Source organism: Sphingobacterium sp. UBA2480 (assembly GCF_002341965.1).
GTDB lineage: Bacteria > Bacteroidota > Bacteroidia > Sphingobacteriales > Sphingobacteriaceae > Sphingobacterium > Sphingobacterium multivorum.
Genome location: NZ_DDPA01000009.1, coordinates 690,447 through 712,022, shown reverse-complemented (window position 1 = coordinate 712,022; position 21,576 = coordinate 690,447). Strand labels below are relative to the sequence as shown.

Genomic DNA, 21,576 nt, shown 5'->3' with positions numbered 1-21,576 from the left:
TTTAAAAACACCGCAATGATTGAAAAATATGGTCTTGTGGGAGGAATTTAAAATATAGACCTAAGCTGGGCAGATAGTTGGTTACCAAACCGTTTATATAATCTTTCTTTGAGATACCACAAGATAGACAATTTATTGGATAAAAACCACTATATCACCTTCTAAAAAATCTACCCTCTATCGTTTAAGATACTAAATGCATACGATCTGCTTCAGGCACATCTTTGAAGACGACTGAAAATGTAGTACCGACATCTAATTCGCTTTCTACATGAATAGTTGCGTTGAGCTTACTCGCAATTTGTTTAACAATGGACAGGCCAACCCCCGAACCCTCAAAGCCTTCTGAATTGGCCATTCGGGCAAAGATTTCAAAAATTTTGTCGCCCTCCTTCAAATCAATTCCGATTCCATTATCCTTGATATCATACCGGACCGTATTTCCTTGCCGCATGCTCTTAACGGACACCTGCGGGTTTTGCCTTTTGCTGCTGTATTTTATGGCATTGCCAACAAGGTTCAAAAATAATTGATAGACCAATGTTCTCTCTCCCAAAACAGGTAGTGTTTCGCCCATTATAAATTCTAAATGAGGAACCTTGTATTGTTGTTTGCAATTTTCCACGATATTGACAATCTTGGACTGTGGATTAATTGGTTCAAACACAAAGTCTACATGATTTACCTTTGACATTTGATAGACTTTATCCATCATATCCCGCATCAGTTGCGTCCCATCCAAGATATTTTTCATTGACTTTGCAAGCAGTTCCTCAGAGATGTCTTTTTTATAGAGCAACATTTGTGCAGTGAGCTGTATCGTCGTCAGCGGATTTTTAAGATCATGGGTCAATGTGTAGCCAAAAGTATCAAGCGCATTATTAGAGCGCACCAGTTTCTTGTTCAATTCATCAATCTCTCCACCACGTTGTGCTACTGCTTGCTGAATAATGTGTGTTATATCTTCAATAAAAGCGAGTTCAGAAGATTGCCATTTTTCGGCTTTTCCCTTCGTAATCTTTTTCCAGGCCTCGAAAGAAGAACGTGGCGAAGGAAAGGTGATCTTTCGATCTTCGTCAACCTGCATCACTTTTTCCGGCTTCCCTGCCCAGGTCTCTTCTATCAGACGTTCTTTTCTAAAGACATATAAGTACCAGTTATTTGCGGGCAGAATACTGATGCGCAATACACCAGGATACATCTCAACATCTTTGGAAGGACCATCACACTTAAATCTATCTGTCGCAAAAAACTCTGCATTGGCTATTTGTTTATCAATTTCTCGGAGCATTTTTTTATCAGGCACCTCACCCACCATCATGATTGCGCGGTCACGTTTAATGATTAGCCCCTGCCCGTTCATTACCTCCATAATACGCACGGCATACTTTTCCAACACGTCATACAAGTCGCGCTTGACCAACAAATCACTTTTTAGATCATGCTTCAGCTGCGATAGATTTTTCTGAACTTTTACCTGTTTCTTCTGAAAATCTGCCAAATAATTGTTCACAGCGTATTGTGTAAGAAAGGTACATAGATGGCGCTGTGAAAGATCGACATGCATTGGCTCCCGGTTCTGACAGGCTACAAGCCCCCAAAGCTCATCGTCCACGATAATGCTAAAACTTGCACTCGCCTTTACGCCGGCATTTTTAAGGTATTGCAAATGCATGGGTGAAAGTGCCCGAAGGCTGCAGCGTGTAAGATCGAGAGCATCGGCGCTCCGCCCCATTAGCGGAATCACTTCCTCATTGACATTCGCCGTATGGCGGGCGTGAAAAATACGGTAAAGCTCGCGCGCCTGTGCCGGAATATCGAATTCCGGATAACGGTAATTCATCAACGATTCCAGATCCGCCGTCTTGCTCTCTGCAATAACTTGTCCACTATTATCTTCCAAAAAGCGATACACCATCACTCTATCATAGTGGATGATGTCCTTAATCAATTCAGTCAATGCCTGCCAGCAAGAGTTGCCCCCGCTACGGTCATCTAAATGCTTGGCATAATAATATAATTTGGTGGTTTTGACAGCAAGCGGATTGCAGGCCTCTATTTCAAGATAAATTTTGCCATCATACCTATAGAGACTTAAAAAATAATCGTTAGCATGGATAGCTACACGATCGGCATACCTGGCAAACATGTTGTCTGAAACAGCATGTTCTATGCTTTCTCCACGAAGTTCAAAAGATGGAACAATCCGATGAAGAACATCGTCTACTGTCATGCCGAGTATTTCGGAGTAATCTTCACCTGCAATAGCTACACAGTTTTCACTTACCGCAATACACTTATCGTCTTCAAAGATAAATAAATACCCAAAAGACTGTATATTTCCACACAGGTGAATTTTTTCCTCATGACAATTGATTTCACGCATAAAGTTACTGATCTATTAAATAAAAATATGGTAAAATCAACAGTACTATCCTCCATCAATGCTATCATATGTTACTAAATTAGTAAAATATTCTGACCTATCGAAATTTGCATCTTTCACTTTAAACCCGAAGAAAAACGAACTAAATATCGACTGCTGGCCCGATTTTCGGGGGTGGTATTAACAGTAGATTAGCAGTCTGCCAGAAGGAAGCTCATTCAAACATATCCTGGGTGTGGGTTTATTGGCTGGAATTGGCTTTACCATGTCTATATTTATTTCCATCTGTCCTTCAGCGACGCGCTGCATATAGACGCGCTGCATATAAATGAAGCGAAGTTATCGATTCTGCTAACCTCCCTGCTAGCGGGAATTTTAGGTTATATGGTATTGTCGGTGTTCGGCAAAAAAAGTAGTGTATAAACTTTTAGCAACTTAATAATAGATTTCTATCGGTAACAGTAGGTTTTGTCTGCTGCAGGTAAAAAAAGTGCCTGCATCCTAAAACTCTCTATCGATCTTTATGGAATTTCATAACTAGATATATCTTACCAATAACGAAGCAAAGAATCCCAATTTTTAAATTGATTAAAACCGATCTGGATCTTTACATCGTATATTAAAAAACAAGAATGGAGAAACGCTATGAAACAGGTATTTTTATTATTATTACTAGGATTAGGCTTACTTATGCTCAGCAAATTTGGTTTTTCGCAGAAAACTGATGTTTCAAAATAATTAAAAAACAAGCTATGAACCCTACCGGCGATAAAGATCAGGTTATTTATTTTGCAGGGGGATGTTTTTGGGGTACGGAGCATTTTCTTAAGCAGGTCCGCGGGGTGACCGCTACCGAAGTTGGTTATTCCAATGGCAATCTAAAAAACCCAAGCTATGAGCAGGTTTCCACAGGAAAAACGGGCTTTGCGGAGACTGTCAAAGTCACTTACGATCCGCAAGTCGTTGACTTAAAGCTGCTCGTAGATTTATTCCTAAAGACTATCGACCCGACCTCGCTCAATAAGCAAGGAAACGATATCGGAACACAATATCGTACCGGTATTTACTATACAAATGATTCAGCCATTCCGGTTATCAAGGAAAGCCTTGCCGAATTGGCCAAAAAATATCCGGCAAAAATAGTTGTTGAACTGGAACCCTTACAAAACTACTACAACGCTGAGACATACCATCAAAAATATCTCGACAAAAATCCAGGGGGCTACTGCCATATTGATCCGGAATTATTCGAGATCGCTCGCAAAGCCAATCCTTCTCCCACCAAAGATACAGTTGTGTCACCAACCTACAAAAGAAGGGACAAGAGCACACTTAAAAAAGAACTTACAGCACTACAATATGATGTAACACAAAATCAGGCAACCGAGCGTGCCTTTGATAACGCATATAATGATGAGTTCAGAGATGGCATTTATGTAGATATTACTACCGGTGAACCGCTATTTGTCTCGACCGACAAGTTTGAATCAGGCTGTGGATGGCCCAGCTTTTCCAAACCGATCAATCCAGACTTAGTCGAAGAATTAGCTGATAATTCTCATGGCATGCGCCGGACGGAAGTACGTAGCAAAACTGGCGACGCTCACCTAGGACATGTCTTTGATGACGGCCCTGCCGACAAAGGGGGGCTACGCTATTGCATCAATAGTGCTTCTCTCCAATTTGTGCCTAAAGAAGAAATGAAAGCCAAGGGTTATGAAAAATATTTGCCCTTGCTAGCCAAGAAGTAAATGGTATAGCTTAAAAGGCTCTTAGCAAAAACTGATGCAAGCCTGCATCAGTTTTTTTGTGCGCTGCTATCCCACGAACAGACTGTATTCATACAGCTGTGCTTTTCAAATAAAATCATAAATCCCATTTTTCCATCCCAATATTTTGGTGGAATCCGCATGTAGCCAGTTTTTCAACACTGTTGCATATACTTTTCGAAAATCTTCCGTATACTGGAGATCCCCCTCATTGAGCTGAGTTAGGTCAGGCAAGGCATTGAGCAGTCCCTGTCGTTTCATGCCTCCGGATAGAAAGAAGAGCTGGTTGGCCGTACCATGGTCCGTGCCATTGCTGGCATTCTTCATAAAGTGTCTTGAAAAAGGGTAAAGCCGGATGAATGCCCGCTTCATCCGTAAGGGCCATCGCATTATTGACCGCAATCGTCTGCCGTTCCCGAAAATAAATATCATTGCGTATCGGCACAATAGTATTCAGCCCGTCATTGCCGCCACTAAGCTGCAAGATGACCAACACTTTATTTCCCCTTTCCAGTGCTTCGGGCGAGGACATGGCTTTTAAGAAATTGGGCAGCAGCAGCGATGCTGTTGCGAGTGTACCTGCTTTAAGAAATTGGCGTCTTTTGATAAACATGGTTTCCTATTTACGATTAACAAAGTTGATATTCGGGGATGCTCATGACTTCAATAATAGTTCTACGCCGGCTTCCACCAGCGTAGCTATCGCGCAGTTTCTTACCAAATGATGGCTGCTGCGACAGCAAGAGCTCAAAGGGATCCCGGTCGGCAAATGCAGCCTCGACCCCAGCCCAGTCAATGGATATTTTGGGATTTTTGTAGGCCTTAGCCAGCGCCCGCGACTGCTTTAGACCCGTGTCGAGGTCGTCGTCATTCTGCGCATCAAGGTCTAGCGGCCGCAGGCCGGTCCATATCTGTGGGATCTGCATCCGTAGTAATAAGGTCGAGCTGTTGATCCAGGCTTTTCCCGACGGCCATCCCGCCACATTCGGCGGATAAAGGAGCATCTGCCCCAGCAACTTTTGATAAACAATCAGGTTTTCAGGATTCGCTATTTCCATGGGCAACATGCGCATGATACCGGCCATGAGCTCTACCGGTGACTTTATTTTATTACCGACATTTTTGGAGTCGTAAAACCAGGCTGCTGTAAATATGCGGTCGAGCAATTGCTTGATATTGTATCCAGAATCGTAGAAATCTCTACTCAACGAAACGACGGTGTCCTGATCCACTTGTTCATTGACTAGAAAACGGTAGAGTTTTGCTGTGATAAAACGGGCCGTAGCGGGTTGATCCAGGATAATATCCAACACGGCATTACCGTCAAAATTCCCGGTTTTCCCCAAAAATGTTTTGCGGCCCGAGTCATGAAACTTTTTACGCTCCAGGAACTGGCCATCCTTATTATACGACCAGCCCGTAAATGCGCGTGCAGCTTCCCTTACATCCGATTCGGTATAGTTACCAGTCCCCATGGTGAAGAGTTCCATCACTTCGCGGGCAAAGTTTTCATTGGGGTGATCTTTTTTATTCTGCTGGTTGTTGAGGAAATTGAGCATCGCCGGAGCTTTGGAAACGGCAAACAGCAGATCCCGAAAATTTCCGAGCGCATTTTTCCTGTTTTCTTTTATACCTAAATAACGAATTATTTAGCTGTGGTTGCTTACAGTAAGGTTCGATTTAACAAACATTAAGCTAAATTAACAAAGTGACTACCAGCCCGAAACTGCGACTTTAAGTTGGCCGCAATATGTTCTGCCTGCTTTTTTCATGAGAAACCGATACATTTTTAAGTTTGGTCCCCTTACATCACTTTCTCTACTAAATCATAGAGATCATCAAGTTCAAATGGCTTTGCCAGAAAAGCATCTGCTCCGCATTCGTCGGCTACTCTTGGCGCTCTAGCACTAGCAGACATCATGATAATGGGCATGTGGCTATATTTTTGCCCTGTTTTTAGCTCGCGCACAAGTTCATCACCGGTCAACCAGGGCATCATTAGGTCGATAATCAACAGGTCAGGTTGCGCAATTTCAATGAGTGCGATAAGTTCCGTACTTTTTGATGTGCTGATCACTTCTATGCTGTCACTTTCTAAGGCAATTGCTAATACATCTAAAATAAGAAGTTCATCATCGCAAATGACTATTTTCTTTTTCATTTTTTTCGAATCTTTAATACGTTTATAGTTTCATAAGATCGGCCCTAGTGGTTATACAATAACCGCGTAAACCATTATATAGCAGACTTTGCATCTTATAAACTGTACACTATAGACAGCCGAGGTTCCACTATAGTTTTAATAAAGACGAATCAAAATCAGTAATAGGATTTATCCGTACTAATGCATCTTTTCTTCGCTGTGTACGCGTGTATTTTCTATTTTTAGTCTATATTTGTACGATCGACAATTATTAACATTTCTGATTATACACATGAACACACGCGTCCTATTTTTATGGCTATTGCTAAGTTTACCTATCTTAAATTTCGCCCAAAACTGCAATTGTGAATCCAATTTTTTGTGGGTAAAAAAAACGTTTGAAGAGAATGATGCCGGTTTTCAATACATCATCAGCAAGAAAGGCCGGGATGCTTATGAATTGCACAATGCGCTATATCTCAAAAAAGTAAAACAATTGCCCAATAATCAGGAATGTGCTACATTGCTCAATCAATGGATCCGTTTCTTTCGTAATGGACATATCGGTGTAAATTATATTGGAAAAACAAAGAAAGCCGAAAAGGTTACCGAACAAAATAAGCCTTCTATTGAAAAGGACCTAAATCCATTAAACGCTACAAAGCCATTTTTCGAAAAATTAAATGAAAACACGGTTTACCTCCGTATTCCTGATTTTGAAATATCCGAAAAGAAGGCGATTGACAGCCTTATATTGGCCAACCGAGCAACCATCTTATCGACCGAAAACTTTATTATTGACGTCAGAAATAATCCAGGTGGAAGTGATGCGAGTTATAGTAGTCTTATCCCCTTCTTATACACGCAACCGATTAGAACCGTAGGTGCATTATTTTATTCGACTGATTTAAATAATCAACGCATGTTGGAGCTGAGTCAAAACCCCGATTTTGACGAGGAGTCTAAAAAGACGTTCAAAAACTACTACGAAAAATTGCAGGCCAATAAAGGTGAGTATGTTGATTTATTCAATAAAAAAGTAAACATAACCAAGCTGGATACCATTCAGCCCTACCCCAAAAACATCGGAATCGTTATCAATGAAAATAACGGGAGCACGACAGAGCAATTTCTATTGACTGCCATGCAAAGTAAAAAGGTAAAATTGTACGGTCGAACAACAAAAGGGATGCTTGATATTTCTAATGTAAATATCGTTACATCACCCTGTGGCGATATTGAACTGTATTATGGATTATCTAAAAGTTACCGTATTCCGGACTTCCCTGTAGACGATATCGGATTACAACCGGACGTCTTTATTGATAAAACCATTGATCCTAAGAATTGGCTAAATTTTGTGCGCGACCACCTCAATGGAGAATAGAATTAAGATAAAAAGTTTAGTTACATATATTTTTTTTTGCAAGCTGCTTTACGATGGGTATTCCGATGCCTGAATCGCCAAATTTTAGCGTCGGATCCATAAAAGAAGGTACATTTGCGTTAAAATTGTCCGGACGCCGGCTAGGTCATCGACTCAACTTGGCACATCCTGTTTCATATTTTTTTTGTATATTATCTCACTATGAAAATAGTAGACATCACAAAAGACACTTTAATCAGTGCTCAGAAAGAAGGATTTACCGTATTAATCACCAAATTTAATTCCGATCCGTTAAACCCAACCTGGATTGTCGACAAGGTTGAAAAAGACAAAATAGAAGCTAGCAAAAAGGCACTGAGCGAAAGCTACCAGCTATGCTATTCCCTTAAAGAAGCTATTCTAACGGTTGATAACCGCCCCTTTATTGGAAAATTACAGTTAAGCCATTAATAGCGTTTGATCAGTCCATAATGCCATACGCAATCGAAAGACTGTGTTCTTTAGCTCCCCTCTTGGGATGATGCCTAACAAAACAGGATTACGAATAATATACGTACGAGCAAAGGCAGCCAGAAGTGGCTGCCTTTTCCGTTTAAAGACTATTTTTTCACTCCTGTCAACACCTTATCGAGCAATTCGCTCAGCTTAATTAATTCCTCTTCCGACAGGCTTTTAGCCGCTTCTTTGGCCACGGTTTCCCTGAAATTCTCCGAATTGTCGATGATGAACTTGCCCTGATCCGTTACGCTCAAATTGAAAATACGGCGGTCGGCCGAGGACTGCTGCTGCTCAATGAGATTATTAGCGATCAAAAATTTGAGCTGTTTGGAAACTGCGGGCGGACTTATATGAAAGGCCTGCGCGATCTGTTTTACGATACAATGATCGTGACGGTAAATATATTCAATCATATTATAGTGGGTCGCTGTTACACCATTGATGTCGCCCCTATTCATATTGGCCAAGATGAAGCATTGTAAATCGGTAAATACTTCATAAAATTTGCGTTCGGTTTTGTTCATCACCCGTAAAATAGTTAACTTAGTTAATAATTACCAAAGTTAATGATTATGGAACACATAAACATCATACACGCCCGGCAAAATAATCTCAAGAATATTTCTGTACAGATCGAAAAGAAAAAGATTACTGTTTTTACAGGAGTCTCCGGTTCGGGCAAGTCGTCTTTGGTCTTTGAAACAATAGGTGCTGAAGCCCAAAGGCAGTTTAGCGAAACACAGGGCAGTTTTATCCGAAACCGGCTGCAGCATATCGGCGTTCCTGATGTCGACAAAATCGACAACCTGAATGTCCCCATTATCATCAATCAAAAAAGATTGGGCGGCAATGCACGCTCGACCGTAGGAACGGCCACCGATATCTATGCTTCCCTCCGCCTGCTTTTCTCGCGTATGGGGACACCCTTTGTAGGCTATTCAAATGCCTTTTCATTCAATAATCCCTTAGGGATGTGCAAGGCCTGTGAAGGGCTGGGCATGGTGCAGACCGTAGATGTCGATCGCCTTATCGACAAGCAAAAATCGCTGAACGAGGGGGCCATCCGCTTTCCGACCTTTCAACCGGGTGGCTGGCGCCTGACACGCTACACCCAGTCAGGCTATTTTGACAACGACAAAAAACTGAATGATTATACGCCGCAGGAATGGGAGCTCCTTTTGCATGCCGCCGAACACAAACCCAAACATCCTGCCCGGGAATGGGGTAAAACGGTACAGTATGAGGGCATTATCCCCCGCATTGAGAAAGCATTCCTCAAGAAGCAATCGAAGGAAATCCTGAGCCGAAAAGAAGCGTTAAGCCATACGATCATTACCAAAACTTGCCCTGTATGTAAGGGAAGACGGTTGAATGATACGATTCTGTCCTGCAAAATAGCAGGAAAAAGCATTGCCGACTGTACCGCGCTCTCGATCGATGAGCTGCTGGAATTTGTTGCTTCTTTACATTCCAGCACTTTTGATGTCATCCTTACCGAATTGAAACATAAACTTCAACATATCGTCAACATCGGTTTGCAGTATCTGACCTTGGATAGACGTACAGACACCTTGTCGGGCGGAGAAAGCCAGCGCATCAAAATGGTCCGGAACCTGGGGAGCAGCCTCACGGATTTACTCTATATTTTCGACGAGCCGAGCATCGGCCTTCATCCAATGGATTTACAGAACATCGCCGCAATTATTAAACAGATCCGCGATAAAGGCAATACCGTATTGCTTGTGGAGCACGACCCCGATTTGATCCGCATAGCCGATCGGGTCATCGATATGGGACCAGCGTCGGGAAAAAACGGTGGCGAGATTGTGTATAACGGTACGGTTGCAGGACTAAAAACATCCAGCGGAAAAACAGGCCGGTACTTTGCCAAAGCCCCCCAAATTAACAACGAGCCAAGATCTGCAGCGGGATATCTGGAAATCAGGCACGCCAATCTGCATAATCTGAAAGACATCCAGGTCAAGATTCCCCAGAAGGTGATGACGGTGGTTACCGGCGTGGCGGGCTCCGGTAAGAGTACGCTTATCAACAAAGTGCTGCCCAAATTTTATCCAGAGGCCACCATTATTGACCAGTCGTTATTTTCCACAGGTGCGCGCTCCAACCTATTGACCTATTTGGGTTTATCGGATGCGATACGTGCACTGTTTTCAAAAGCAAATCAGGTATCCGAAAAATTGTTTAGCCGAAATAGCCTGGGGGCCTGTGAAAACTGTAAAGGTATCGGTATCGAAAAAATTGATCTGGCCTTTATGGATGATATTGAACAGACCTGCGAAGTATGCGCTGGCTCCGGTTTTAAGCCCGAGGTTTTAAAATATCATTACCACAGCAAAAATATTGTTGAGGTAATGGATATGACCGTCGCAGAAGCCTATGATTTTTTCCCGGACAAAATCTACCGCCAGTCCTTTGACATGTTGCTCCAACTCGGCCTGGACTATCTGACCTTAGGGCAACGGTCGGACAGCTTTTCGGGTGGGGAAAGACAACGTCTGAAACTGACCAAGGAACTGAAAAACTCCAACAAGATTATCGTGCTTGATGAACCCAGCACAGGCTTACATCCAAACGATACCGAAAAGCTATTAAACTTTATCAATAACCTGGTGGACAACGACAATACGTTGATCGTTATCGAGCATAACCTCGATGTCATCGCGCAGGCCGACTGGATTATCGATATTGGCCCTGGAGCAGGCAAATATGGTGGCACCGTGGTGTTTACAGGAACAGTTGCCGATTTGCTCCAGGATAAAGTCTCGGTGACGGGGTCATGTCTGCGCCAACATCTCCGTAACGGCCCTACTAACCCTAAGAAAGACGAGAAGAAGCGGACATTTTGAATCGTTGAAATACCCTATAAATTCAATTTGATGGCTGGAGTGTCTTAAATACGCACTGTAACGTATAAATCCGCTATCCGCAAAGTAGCCAAACGAATGGCGCAGCACATCCCTTCCCTAAGTAAGTGTCTTCGAACGGGCGCTGGCTTTTTTGATAGATTAAAAATTCGAAATTATGCTTGCAATGAATTACAGGGGCCCCTATCGCGTGCGCGCAGATAAAAATGCCCCATTGCCAGAAATCCTCCATCCGCAGGATGCGATTGTCCGGGTACTGCGTTCCTGTATCTGCGGATCAGACCTGCATCTCTACCATGGACTGGTACCCGACACCCGGGTAGGCTCTACTTTCGGTCACGAATTTATCGGTGAGGTAGTTGAGGTCGGAGCGGCAATAGAAAATCTGAAAGTGGGTGACCGGGTGATGGTCCCTTTTAACATTGCCTGCGGCAAATGTGCTTTTTGCCGGCAGGAATTATACGGCAACTGCCATGAGTCGAACCCCGAAGCCACCGCCGTGGGTGGCATCTTTGGCTATTCGCATACCGCAGGGGGCTATGCCGGCGGGCAGGCCGAATATGTGCGGGTGCCCTATGCCGATGTAGGCCCTGTGGTGATCCCCGACTGGATGGACCCCGACGACGCGGTCTTGTTGACCGATGTAGTGCCTACAGGCTATCAGGCGGCCGAAATGGCTGGCATACAGCCCGGCGATACCGTGGTTGTATTTGGCGCTGGCCCTATCGGTATTATGGCTGCCAAGTGCTCCTGGCTGTTTGGTGCAGCACGCGTCATTATTATTGACCAGGTGGACTATCGGCTTGAATTTGCCGAACGCTATGCGCAGTGTGAGGCCGTCAATTTCCGGTCTATAGGCGATCCTGTTGTTTTTATCAAGACAATTACCGATTCGCTGGGGGCCGATGTGTGTATTGATGCCGTAGGTTGTGAAGCTGCCGGAAATGCGATGAATACGCTTTTAGGAAGATACATGATGCTTCAAGGCGGATCTACTACAGCACTTCATTGGGCAATTAACAGTGTAAAAAAGGGCGGCATCGTGTCGATCGTCGGTGTTTATGGTCCGAATAACAGTCTGGTCCCGATAGGCAATGTGCTCAATAAAGGGATTACGATAAGGGCCAATCAGGCCTCGGTGAAGCGGCTTTTGCCAAAACTGATCCAACATGTACAAGACGGCATTATCAATCCAAAGGAACTGATTACACATCGGGTTCCACTGGAGGAAGTGGGCGATGCCTATCACCTTTTCTCTTCCAAATTGGACAACTGCATCAAGACCGTGTTAATCCCACCATTGGCTTCAACTTAAGATATTTTATTATGATAACAGATCAAACAACACCCGAAGAATTTATCAACGATAGAAAAGGACATTATAGCTACATCAAGGGCTGGGGGATCGATTTTGACCCCAGGAATGATCCGACCTTCCCCATTAAAAAACGAAATAACGAAGAACACCAAGGATATGCCTGGCAACGGCCTCCACTACAGGAAGAGACGGTTGAAATACTCAAATCTGTGGAAAGACCCAATCTGACAGCAGTCTATGGTACCAGCAGTCCACCAAGCGGCCTGAGTGGCGCAATTCGGCGCATCGCTTTCAAATACAGCGAATCAAGCTACGGACGCTGGCTTCCACTAGTCCTGGCAGACCGCGTCAATATGCTGGAAGGCGTGGCACAGGATATCGCAAAAGGCCATCTCCCTAATATCGCCAAAGAACTCGGCCTAGGCGCTGAATGGAAATTTAATAAAAAGGCCTTTATCAGCAAATCTATTGTGGCCGGTCTTGCGATTGGGTTGGTGGCCTATCAGTTTTGCTCGAAAAGAAAAATGAAGTGATCGATCCTATCCCATTAATCGATCCTCTCCACGAGCTGTTGGCGCTGAAACGCTGTCGCATGTCGACTGCGCGACAAATACCTGCGCTCGACGAATAGCAGTACAGCATCTCTCGCCCGAAAATTAAACGGTCGATGTAAGTGATTGAACACAAACAGAGAGTCACAGGAAAATGGTTCATTTTCCTGTGACTTATAACAGCTTAGCTTCTATCAGTTCAACTGGGATTTTCTAAATTCCAAGGGTTTCATCCCCGTCTGTTTTTTAAAAAGTCGGGTAAAATAGGATGGGTTTTCAAAACCGAGTTCATACGCAATTTCAGCGACACCCTTCTCCCCTAGACGCAGTAAATTCTTGGCTTCTGAAATCATAAAAATATGGACCAGCTCCATGGCCGTCTTGCCCGTTTCCTGCTTGAGCAGGTCACTGAGGTAGCGTGGCGACACAAAGAGCTGATCGGCCAAGAAGGCCACATTGGGTAAGCCGCTTTTGGCTAGCAGGCCCTGATTGACATAATTGCGAAGCTGATCATTAAACCTGGATGCTGTTTTGCCGCTCACCTGCGCCCGATCGATAAACTGTCTTTTGTAATAGCGCTGCGCATATTTCAGGATCGAAGAAACATGGCTCAGCATAATTTCACGGCTGTATTCATCGGGATTATTCTCGTATTCGTCCTGGATTTTTGCATAGAGCTCCAAAATTAGCTGTTCTTCTTTCGGGGAAAGATGCAGCGCCTCGTTCACCTCATAATCGAAAAAACTGTATTTTTCGATTTCCTTGAAAAGTTCATAGCCATGCAGGTAGTCTTCGTGGATCATCAACATATAGCCCTCTTCTTCAAATTCCAGGTTTTTCATCTCGATGATCTGCCGGGGTTTTGCAAAGAAAAGACATCCGTTATCGTGATCGTAGCGCGTACGCCCGTACATTAGATTGCCGGATTTGATTTTCTTGAACGCAATCACATAACAGTCGGCGGTAAATTCCCTATCCCCCAACTTACAATCGGAAAGACAGCCGACCAAGCTGAAGAGCGGATGCTGCGGCGCTGCCCAACGATTGCCCAGATGAAGTTCTGTCAGGGTTCTATAATGTTGCATCGGTTTTCATTTTATCAAAGTTAAACAATATTCTACCGGAAATAGCGGTTTTTTAATGTCCGTGCGCTGCAATGCTGACCTCTTTCCAGTGCTGGATATCTTCAAGCCTTTGCGTATACACATCATTGATTACCTGATAGGCAATTTTACCGAACAACAAACGCTTGGGCGGATTTTCACTGTCGATGATGTTTAGCACAGGCTCTACCGTAGCTTCAGCTTTGCCCCAGGTATCGGGGTTATCACCCGTCGCTGCAAAAGCTGCACGCACGGCATCATAATCGGTAATATCCGAAGAAGTCTGCACCGCAGATGCTCCTGCCCAGTCTGTCGCAAAACCGTTTGGTTCAATCAAGGTCGTTTTGATGCCTAAGTGCGCGGTTTCCGAACCGATGGTTTCGATAAGCCCTTCTACGGCAAATTTTGAGGCATTGTATAAACCCAATAAAGGAATCGTAGTTAAGCCAAGGAAACTGGAAACCTGAATAATATGGCCGCTCTTTTGTGCCCGCATAATCGGCAATACCGCTTGCGCCACCCACAGGGATCCGAAGAAATTCGTTTCCATCTGATCACGGGCCTGCTGCTCGGAGGTTTCTTCGGTGGTACCAAATAAGCCAAATCCCGCGTTGTTGATCAGCACATCGATCCGTCCAAAATGATCTTTGATCTTGTTCACAGCGGAAAAAACAGCTTCGCGGTTGTTCACATCCAATTCCACTTCGAGTATATTGTCGCCATAAGCCGCTTTCAGCTCTGCTAATGCAGCAATATTTCTTGCCGAGGCGGCTACTTTATCGCCGCGTTGCAGTAAGGCCTCAGCCCATAATTTTCCAAATCCTTTGGAAGCTCCTGTTATAAAAACTATTTTGCTCATTTTTTATTCTTTTGTTTATACAAAATTACCGCTATTGGTACGGGGAGACTAACTCATTTGAGCTAAAGAATAGCACAGATTTACGGCACGCTACTCGACGCGGATACATCTATTCACCACCAGGAGTTTATACGCTTCACTTACCTGAGGGATGCTTCACTATTCTCCTTCGTATGAAATTTGTTATCCTAATTAGCAATGAGATTTATATCTGCTTGAGCAATTGCTTCCACATTGTCCAATACTTCTTGATAATCCGTCGCATTGAATTCGTGCACAGGACCTATAAAATCATGTTGAATGATCGTTACTCCACAATATTCCAAAATGCCTTTTTGTAACTGAACGAGTCCGCTGGATTTATAAACATCTTGGTACACTTCCAACGACATATCGCCAGCCGTAGTGATGATATGTCCTGTTTTTCCTTTTAGCAAACCTTCAGTTGGTTGATTTTTATGACTTCTAAAAGTAATTCCCGGAAGAAAAGCTCTATCAATAAATCCTTTCATAATCGAAGGCATACCCAACCACCAGATGGGATGAATCCACACCTGATGATCGCTCCAGTGAATATCTTCTAAAGCCTTCAACAGATCAGGTTCAAGTTCCATTCTTTGCCGATAACCAAATTGCAAATTGGGATTAAAATCTAATGTTCCAATATGAATATATCGGACTTCGGCCCCTAGATCTAGCGCCGTTTTAATATACCGATCTGCAATGACTGTGTTGAAGCTTTCTTTATCGGGATGTCCGTTTATAACGAGTATTTTTATCATTTCAATATATTTATGATGTACTTAAACAAGGCTATCTGCTGTTCGTAAAAGTGATTGCACTGTACGAACTATCCAAGATAGCTTGTGCGAATTCTTTATCTATGTTTTTTATAAAGTGACAACCACTTTCCCAACAGTTCGTCCCGTTTCTATTTGCAAATGTGCCTGCGCCATTTCATCAAAATCGAACACATGCGAAACGTGTGGTTTTAATATACCTCGCTCCAAAAAAGAAGCTATAATAGCCATATCTTTTTTACTGGAATATACCGCCATAAAATAGCAGGCATGAAGTTGCTTTTCCTTTGCTTTCTGTTCATCCTCTTTTGTGTATCCTGAATTTAAGGCTACAATGGTTCCGAATGGCTTTAATACTTGTACGGATTTTTGAAAGTTAGCTCCGCCAATCGACTCAACTACAAAATCAAGATCGTGTAACACTTCTTCAAATGGCTTCATTCTGTAATCAAAACATTCATCAGCTCCTAATCCCAAAACAAAATCCCTGTTTGGGGCAGATGCAGTGGCGATCACATAGGCTCCCAAATATTTGGCAATCTGTACAGCAAAGTGACCAACACCACCTGAAGCGGCGTGAATTAATACGCGATCTCCTGATCTCAATTTTCCATAACTATCAAAAGCTTGCCATGCTGTTAAGGCAGCCATCGTACTAGCCGCTGCTTCAATATGTGTGATGTTTTTGGGTTTTAGCGCTAAATGAGCAATTGGAGCTGCCACGTATTCGGCGTAACCTTTTCCATGACCTACAAAATTGACCATACCAAATACTTCTTCCCCAACTTTAAATTCAGTAACATCTGCTCCTACCGCCACAACTTCTCCCGAAATATCCCAACCTAAAATTAAAGGATCAAAATGTACTAGATCTTCTGCCAAAGGAGCTTGTCGATTTCTTACTTTATAATCTACTGGATTAATACTTATGGCTTTCACTCTGACCAAAACCTCATTAGCCTTAATTAAAGGCATTTCAATCTCTTTGTAAAGGAGATTTTCTGTATCTCCAAACTCTTTTAAAACTATCGCTTTCATTTATTCTTACGTTGAATTATACAAAATTAGCCCTATATAACACCTTTTAACAGGTATATATCGAGTACATTTGGGTATATTTGCATTTATGGCAAGAGAGAATATTTCTAAATCGCTGGAGGTCTATTATGAAAAAGTAAATTGTTGCCCACTTCGGGATCGACAGTTTAATTTTTTTGAATTTGTATATGTACTATCTGGGAATGGTGTACATGGCATCAATGGTAATGAACTTCCGTTTGAACCCGGTGATCTTTTTCTTATCACGCCAAAGGATTACCATTCTTTTGATCTTGGCAGTATTTGTGAATTTATGGTTATCCGTTTCGGAGAATACTATGTGCGAGAATATCAATGGAAAAGTATTGATCATATCGAATGTCTGTTGCACAATGCGTCGGATTTAGCTGGATCTGTGTTGATCAACCAGGATGATAAGAAAATGGTTAGCTCATTGATTCAACACATCCAACAAACGCTGATCCAGGAATCTGTATATACGGAAGATCTGGTGCGGCATTTAGTCAATGCTTTGATTGTCATTGCTGCGAGAAATATTGCCATTATTAAACCCAAAAATATAAGTCCACATGCAGACAATCGTATCTTGCAGATATTGGATTATATTCAAGAACATATTCGTTATCCAGCACGTTTGACAATCGCTGTCATAGCGGAAAGATTCGATCTTTCTCCAACTTATTTGGGTAGCTATTTTCGTAAACAATGCAATGAATCCCTTCAGCAATATATCTCCTCATATCGCATCAGGCTTATTGAACATCGCTTACGTTTTAGCGATAAAAGAGTGCACGAAATAGCGGATGAATTTGGTTTTGCAGACGAAAGTCATATCAATAAGTTTTTCAAACGACACCAAGGAATGAGTTTAAAGCAATACCGTGATTCAGCTATTAAAGTTGCTGATTGATATCAATAAAGCGCACTGCAGGAGTGCGCTTTACTCAGTTAATACCATCAAGTATCATTTTCGCCCCTTATTGTTCCATCTACCAATCATACGGCTTGTCAGAAAACTGACAAGGGTACCCAGCGCGCCTGTCAATACCGTCTGCGCTACATCGCCTAGCGAAATGCTAGCCCAGATGGGACATAACGTACCACCTAGGGCTGAGATAAATTATTACCTTATTTACCGATCAGTTTCAGTTGTTCATGGAATTCTTTAAATGCGATTTTTCCAGATGCAAATTGTACCTCTAAAACAAATTTCTGCTCATTGGCCGACGATTCACGTCTATAAATCTTTTCCAGCAATTCGTCTTCATCCATTAAAGCTTCAGTCACATCTGCTGCATTTAAAAATGCGCGATAGTATCTAAGCCCGAATTTTCTAACTGACTTCGCGTCGAAATGGATTTGGTCTTCGTTGGCAGTCAAACCTTTTGCGGTAACGAAATGACAATTACTGTGTGATGCTGCATATTCCTATAAGGCGTTATTAACTAAATAATAATCATGGAAATGTGCCCCGAACTGCCCATGGGGCAAAAAATCGCCTATTCCACCAATAATAAGGGGAACATCAGGAACCTCTAACTGATTACGTAGCTCATTGACAATAACATCAAATTTATCGACATATTTTGCGGCCAGTTCTGCAGATGAATCGTTTTCTCCCTGGTGCCATAGAATTCCCGATAACTTACTGCTGCGCTGAGCAAGTTTTGCCTGAAAAATAGCATGGTCAAAAAGTTCGCCGCCGACCTGCCAGTCGTTCAGGCTGGTACCGCCATCGGCACAAGGGATAAGGCCGATTTCCTCGCCAATGTTGTCTGCATGCCACGAGGCAGCGAAAGACGATGCAAGCCCAACACCGGCCATAGGCCTGTCGTTGTGTATTGGTTCGGACATTATCTGCCAACGACCATTACGAAGCATTTTTATTGATTCATTAATTATTGGAGGTACGGAATTTTGATTACCACGGCCCGCCATATTTGATTGCCCTATCAGCAAAAAAGACTTTATCATGTTATTATATTTAGTAGATTATCGAATACCTATACTGCGGCTGAAAGACAACCACGCAAATTTTTTGAGATCATTTGGAGCAACATCACCAGAATTTAATGCCTTTACACTTGTCCTTGCCATGCTCTCAAAGAGATGTCTGATCCAGGGAGCTGATAAACGATTGTCTATAATATGTTTCTCCTGCAATTCAGGAACCATGGCGAACCATTTTTCTTTTGTTCGTTCATAAGCCAATATTTTATCTTTATCCATGTCTGCAACATCAACATGCTTCTCCTCCAAAGTGTGTAAGAAAATATACTTTACGCCGCAGTCAATAGCAGCATGTAACATCGCCTCCAATTGTTTGATCGGATCATTATCGCTGTTGAAGGCTGTTACCATAGCCTGATACCAATTTTCTAGCATGTCGGCATAGCAGGCTGTTATAAGAGCCTCTCGGTCTTTAAAATATCGGTACAAAGTTCGCTTGCTTATTTGAGCAACTTCGGCTACCCTTTCTAATGGCGCATGAAAATCCTCATTTAAAACTTCTACAGCACTATTTATTAATTTGTGTTTATTCATTTGACACAAATATATGACACATGTCTCAAATTAGTGTCAAAAAAAATGAAAAAATTATTTTTACGCTTATCCTCAATTTATTGACAATACGGCCTGTGCCCCCTCGATAATAATGCGAAAAAATTTGTTTCCATCTGATCCCGAACGAATTCCAAAATTGATAACAGTACAATATGTCGAAGCCCTACAGAAGTTAGGCGCACCCGTAGATACGCCTAAATTACCGCCGTTCATCGCTTTCGTTTGCCCAACTTCGCCAATAATCTACTCGTGGCGAAACTGATCAAGGTGCCCAGCGCCGCTGTCAAAGCAGTCTGCAGCACATCGCCTAGCGAGATGCTGGCCCAGATGGAGCAGAGCGTACCGCCTAGGGCTGAGATACGAATATCATTCCATTTCATCAGCTTCGCTCCTTTCCGTATGCTGCTGCATTGCCTCGCGGTCAGTCAGGTTATCTACCCGGTCAATCGCGGCAGCGTCCCGCTCTTCGTGAGTGGGCAGAGCGAAGAGTTCCTCCTTTTCAGGTGGAAGTTCAGGTGGTGGCTTTTCCTCTTCCATCACTGTTTCCAATATCCCCAGGCCTACGGCGATATATTTCAATATATTGCCCACCTTTCCGGGCCATTTAACAGGCGCCGCAAGAACCACTTGCAGCACCTGTCCTATTTTGTTTAAGTTTTTTTTCATAATTATTCTTTTACTCCGTCAAACCCTAGTATTCGATCATTTAGGAGGACAAAGAATTGAAAGCTAGCATTCCGCTTCCATCCCATACCTTTTGCTTCGATAATTAGGAAGGGCCAAGAATAGAAAATATAGCTTTCTGACTGTCAAGCTTTGACGGGATGACACTAAAGAATGCAATGATCTATTCCTCCCCCCATCACTCCTTATTTATTCGAGCAATATAGGAGGACAAAGAATTGAAAGCCAGGCATTGCGACTGCCTATCGCTGACGCAATATGACGATAGCATAAGTCACTGTCCGAGCAAAGCGAGTTTGATTTATGCAGTCATATTGCTAAGAAGATGGCACAAAGGAATGCAGCGCAAATTCATGTCCTCCAAATTGCTACCGAATATTCAAATACACTTCATCCCCCATATCCCACAGGCTATACACCAGCGCTTTAAGTTTTGCTAAAGCCTTACCACTGTAATCCCCTGTGCCTTCACCCGTTAAATTCGTCACCGGGGCAATGCAGCCCTGCAATTCTTTCAACGCATTATTGGCCGCGTGAATTAGAATTGCTTCACGGCCGAGCACTATCGGGATGCCAATTTGTTCCCCATGTTTGGGGTAACGCCGTTTCTCCAGCTTGTACCGACCTACTGGAATACAGCTGATACGAGGGAGGTTGTTACGATCTGGCAATTCAATGGTATTGCAGATATGCTCACCCCGATAACTGATACTTCCATTGGTTCCCTGTGCTCCATACTTTCGTAGGAGCAGCAGGGTGTGTTGAACAGCCATATTAGCTAATGGATAGTTTGCCCAGATAGAAACTCGGTGAGGTTTTGACACCATCCTGATGACCGGCAAATACCCAGCCTTCCAGTGTGTCACCCGAGTAGCTAGCAGGCAGCTTGAAACCCAGGCTTGCTTCCTCCCGAGTCGCCGACTCTAGGATACTAAAGAAATTCTTGTTGCTGTTGTACATCAACAGAATAACCGAATCATCAGCGAAAGCGTTAAACTTGTTGAGCTCCGGCTCCCATGTCAACATGATCTCCTGCGGAAAAGCTTCCGACCATACCACGCCCATCAGATTGGCCAACGAGCCCTTGGAAATAAGAACCTTCGCATAATCTATTTCCCATGCCGGGTAAGTGCCTTTGATGCCCCCATAGTTCATGAGGTATTGCAACGCCTTGTTGTATCCTGTTGCTTTACCCTGCAATTTGTCCGAATAGCCCAGGTTGAGTAAATCCTTGATCGGCGAAAGAAAAGCTACCGCCGTTGCGAATTTTGTCCGCTGTGCCACTTGTCCTTCACTCGCTTTTTTGTTTGTAATCTTGGAGAGCGAGCGGACATAATCCACACCTCGCCAACTACTTCCTATTACACTTCCCACTTTCCCAGAGTAGGCCCCGTGTATACCTTTTAAGAATCTTGCCATGTCTATACATGTTTGATTGATAAATAATTACGACTGTCATGAGCAGCCTTTGTTTTGCTAGCAAGAGCTAAATTAGTAGGACTTTTTTCAGTAGGCGAACAAGTACAGGGAATGATATTATACGACAGGCAGTGCTGTCATTGCCTGTCA

General features: G+C 43.1%; 24 protein-coding genes and 2 pseudogenes. 9 read left to right on the top strand and 17 right to left on the bottom strand.

Annotated elements, in window-relative coordinates:
• Positions 1-184: 184 nt before the first annotated feature.
• Positions 185-2,386 (bottom strand): ATP-binding protein, encoded by a 2,202-nt coding sequence (locus B3600_RS23620; RefSeq protein ID WP_286754637.1) that lies wholly within the window; start codon positions 2,384-2,386, stop codon positions 185-187.
• 235 nt (positions 2,387-2,621) lie between these two features.
• Between B3600_RS23620 and B3600_RS23615 the strand changes: the two genes are divergently transcribed.
• The 3 genes and pseudogenes from B3600_RS23615 (at position 2,622) to msrB (ending at position 4,137) form a co-directional block, all read left to right on the top strand.
• Positions 2,622-2,699, top strand: coding sequence for a hypothetical protein (locus B3600_RS23615; protein ID WP_286754699.1), 78 nt, complete (start codon positions 2,622-2,624; stop codon positions 2,697-2,699).
• 439 nt (positions 2,700-3,138) lie between these two features.
• Positions 3,139-3,606 (top strand): annotated as a pseudogene (gene msrA / locus B3600_RS25545) (peptide-methionine (S)-S-oxide reductase MsrA); the annotation flags it as partial.
• A gap of 75 nt (positions 3,607-3,681) precedes the next feature.
• Entirely contained in the window at positions 3,682-4,137 is a 456-nt protein-coding gene (gene msrB, locus B3600_RS25540; protein ID WP_349676830.1) for a peptide-methionine (R)-S-oxide reductase MsrB, read from the top strand.
• A gap of 105 nt (positions 4,138-4,242) precedes the next feature.
• Here the strand turns inward: msrB and B3600_RS23605 are convergent, their stop codons facing one another.
• The 4 genes from B3600_RS23605 to B3600_RS23590 all read right to left on the bottom strand — a co-directional run bounded on the left by B3600_RS23605 (position 4,243) and on the right by B3600_RS23590 (position 6,316).
• Positions 4,243-4,416, bottom strand: a complete 174-nt coding sequence (locus B3600_RS23605; RefSeq protein WP_286754635.1) for a hypothetical protein — start codon at positions 4,414-4,416, stop codon at positions 4,243-4,245.
• Positions 4,382-4,687: a hypothetical protein gene (locus tag B3600_RS23600; protein ID WP_286754634.1), complete on the bottom strand. Its 306-nt coding sequence runs from the start codon at positions 4,685-4,687 to the stop codon at positions 4,382-4,384. The genes B3600_RS23605 and B3600_RS23600 overlap by 35 nt, the downstream gene beginning before the upstream one ends.
• A gap of 97 nt (positions 4,688-4,784) precedes the next feature.
• Positions 4,785-5,786 (bottom strand): DUF1800 domain-containing protein, encoded by a 1,002-nt coding sequence (locus tag B3600_RS23595; RefSeq protein WP_286754698.1) that lies wholly within the window; start codon positions 5,784-5,786, stop codon positions 4,785-4,787.
• 173 nt (positions 5,787-5,959) lie between these two features.
• The gene (locus tag B3600_RS23590; RefSeq protein WP_286754633.1) at positions 5,960-6,316 is read right to left on the bottom strand and encodes a response regulator; all 357 of its coding nucleotides are present in this window, start codon (positions 6,314-6,316) and stop codon (positions 5,960-5,962) included.
• 274 nt (positions 6,317-6,590) lie between these two features.
• On the opposite strand from B3600_RS23590, the gene B3600_RS23585 reads away from it, so the two are divergent.
• Positions 6,591-7,685, top strand: coding sequence for a S41 family peptidase (locus B3600_RS23585; RefSeq protein WP_286754632.1), 1,095 nt, complete (start codon positions 6,591-6,593; stop codon positions 7,683-7,685).
• 201 nt (positions 7,686-7,886) lie between these two features.
• On the top strand, positions 7,887-8,135 hold the full coding sequence (locus B3600_RS23580) for a hypothetical protein (protein WP_070566561.1): 249 nt from the start codon (positions 7,887-7,889) through the stop codon (positions 8,133-8,135).
• A gap of 149 nt (positions 8,136-8,284) precedes the next feature.
• On the opposite strand, the gene B3600_RS23575 is transcribed toward B3600_RS23580, so the two are convergent.
• Positions 8,285-8,707, bottom strand: a complete 423-nt coding sequence (locus tag B3600_RS23575; protein ID WP_286754631.1) for a MarR family winged helix-turn-helix transcriptional regulator — start codon at positions 8,705-8,707, stop codon at positions 8,285-8,287.
• A 48-nt stretch (positions 8,708-8,755) separates the two neighbouring features.
• Between B3600_RS23575 and B3600_RS23570 the strand changes: the two genes are divergently transcribed.
• From B3600_RS23570 to B3600_RS23560, 3 genes are all read left to right on the top strand, one after another.
• On the top strand, positions 8,756-11,050 hold the full coding sequence (locus B3600_RS23570; protein ID WP_286754630.1) for an excinuclease ABC subunit UvrA: 2,295 nt from the start codon (positions 8,756-8,758) through the stop codon (positions 11,048-11,050).
• Between the two features lie 175 nt (positions 11,051-11,225).
• Positions 11,226-12,383, top strand: a complete 1,158-nt coding sequence (locus B3600_RS23565) for a zinc-dependent alcohol dehydrogenase (RefSeq protein WP_349676827.1) — start codon at positions 11,226-11,228, stop codon at positions 12,381-12,383.
• Positions 12,384-12,394: 11 nt separating this feature from the next.
• The gene (locus tag B3600_RS23560; RefSeq protein ID WP_286754629.1) at positions 12,395-12,919 is read left to right on the top strand and encodes a hypothetical protein; all 525 of its coding nucleotides are present in this window, start codon (positions 12,395-12,397) and stop codon (positions 12,917-12,919) included.
• A 212-nt stretch (positions 12,920-13,131) separates the two neighbouring features.
• On the opposite strand, the gene B3600_RS23555 is transcribed toward B3600_RS23560, so the two are convergent.
• From B3600_RS23555 to B3600_RS23540, 4 genes are all read right to left on the bottom strand, one after another.
• Positions 13,132-14,022, bottom strand: a complete 891-nt coding sequence (locus B3600_RS23555) for a helix-turn-helix domain-containing protein (RefSeq protein WP_286754628.1) — start codon at positions 14,020-14,022, stop codon at positions 13,132-13,134.
• 52 nt (positions 14,023-14,074) lie between these two features.
• Entirely contained in the window at positions 14,075-14,899 is an 825-nt protein-coding gene (locus B3600_RS23550) for an SDR family NAD(P)-dependent oxidoreductase (protein ID WP_286754627.1), read from the bottom strand.
• A 188-nt stretch (positions 14,900-15,087) separates the two neighbouring features.
• Positions 15,088-15,681, bottom strand: coding sequence for an NAD(P)H-dependent oxidoreductase (locus tag B3600_RS23545; protein WP_286754626.1), 594 nt, complete (start codon positions 15,679-15,681; stop codon positions 15,088-15,090).
• Between the two features lie 108 nt (positions 15,682-15,789).
• Positions 15,790-16,737, bottom strand: coding sequence for an NADP-dependent oxidoreductase (locus B3600_RS23540; RefSeq protein ID WP_286754625.1), 948 nt, complete (start codon positions 16,735-16,737; stop codon positions 15,790-15,792).
• A gap of 88 nt (positions 16,738-16,825) precedes the next feature.
• Between B3600_RS23540 and B3600_RS23535 the strand changes: the two genes are divergently transcribed.
• A complete protein-coding gene (locus B3600_RS23535; protein WP_286754624.1) occupies positions 16,826-17,668 on the top strand; it encodes an AraC family transcriptional regulator in 843 nt (280 codons plus the stop codon).
• Positions 17,669-17,886: 218 nt separating this feature from the next.
• Here the strand turns inward: B3600_RS23535 and B3600_RS23530 are convergent, their stop codons facing one another.
• The 7 genes and pseudogenes from B3600_RS23530 to B3600_RS23500 form a co-directional block, all read right to left on the bottom strand.
• Positions 17,887-18,045, bottom strand: coding sequence for a hypothetical protein (locus B3600_RS23530; RefSeq protein WP_286754701.1), 159 nt, complete (start codon positions 18,043-18,045; stop codon positions 17,887-17,889).
• A 24-nt stretch (positions 18,046-18,069) separates the two neighbouring features.
• Positions 18,070-18,732, bottom strand: a pseudogene (locus B3600_RS23525) (sialate O-acetylesterase); the annotation flags it as partial.
• Positions 18,733-18,750: 18 nt separating this feature from the next.
• Complete coding sequence (locus B3600_RS23520) at positions 18,751-19,302, bottom strand: TetR/AcrR family transcriptional regulator (protein WP_286754623.1); 552 nt, start codon at positions 19,300-19,302, stop codon at positions 18,751-18,753.
• Positions 19,303-19,532: 230 nt separating this feature from the next.
• Positions 19,533-19,703 carry a hypothetical protein gene (locus B3600_RS23515; protein ID WP_286754622.1) on the bottom strand — a complete coding sequence of 57 codons (171 nt, stop codon included), beginning with the start codon at positions 19,701-19,703 and terminating at the stop codon, positions 19,533-19,535.
• The gene (locus B3600_RS23510) at positions 19,690-19,989 is read right to left on the bottom strand and encodes a hypothetical protein (protein ID WP_286754621.1); all 300 of its coding nucleotides are present in this window, start codon (positions 19,987-19,989) and stop codon (positions 19,690-19,692) included. Before B3600_RS23510 ends, B3600_RS23515 begins: the two co-directional genes overlap by 14 nt.
• Before the next feature lie 386 nt (positions 19,990-20,375).
• A complete protein-coding gene (locus tag B3600_RS23505) occupies positions 20,376-20,780 on the bottom strand; it encodes a DUF5675 family protein (RefSeq protein ID WP_286754620.1) in 405 nt (134 codons plus the stop codon).
• Between the two features lies 1 nt (position 20,781).
• Positions 20,782-21,426: a DUF6266 family protein gene (locus B3600_RS23500; RefSeq protein WP_286754619.1), complete on the bottom strand. Its 645-nt coding sequence runs from the start codon at positions 21,424-21,426 to the stop codon at positions 20,782-20,784.
• Positions 21,427-21,576: the final 150 nt, after the last annotated feature.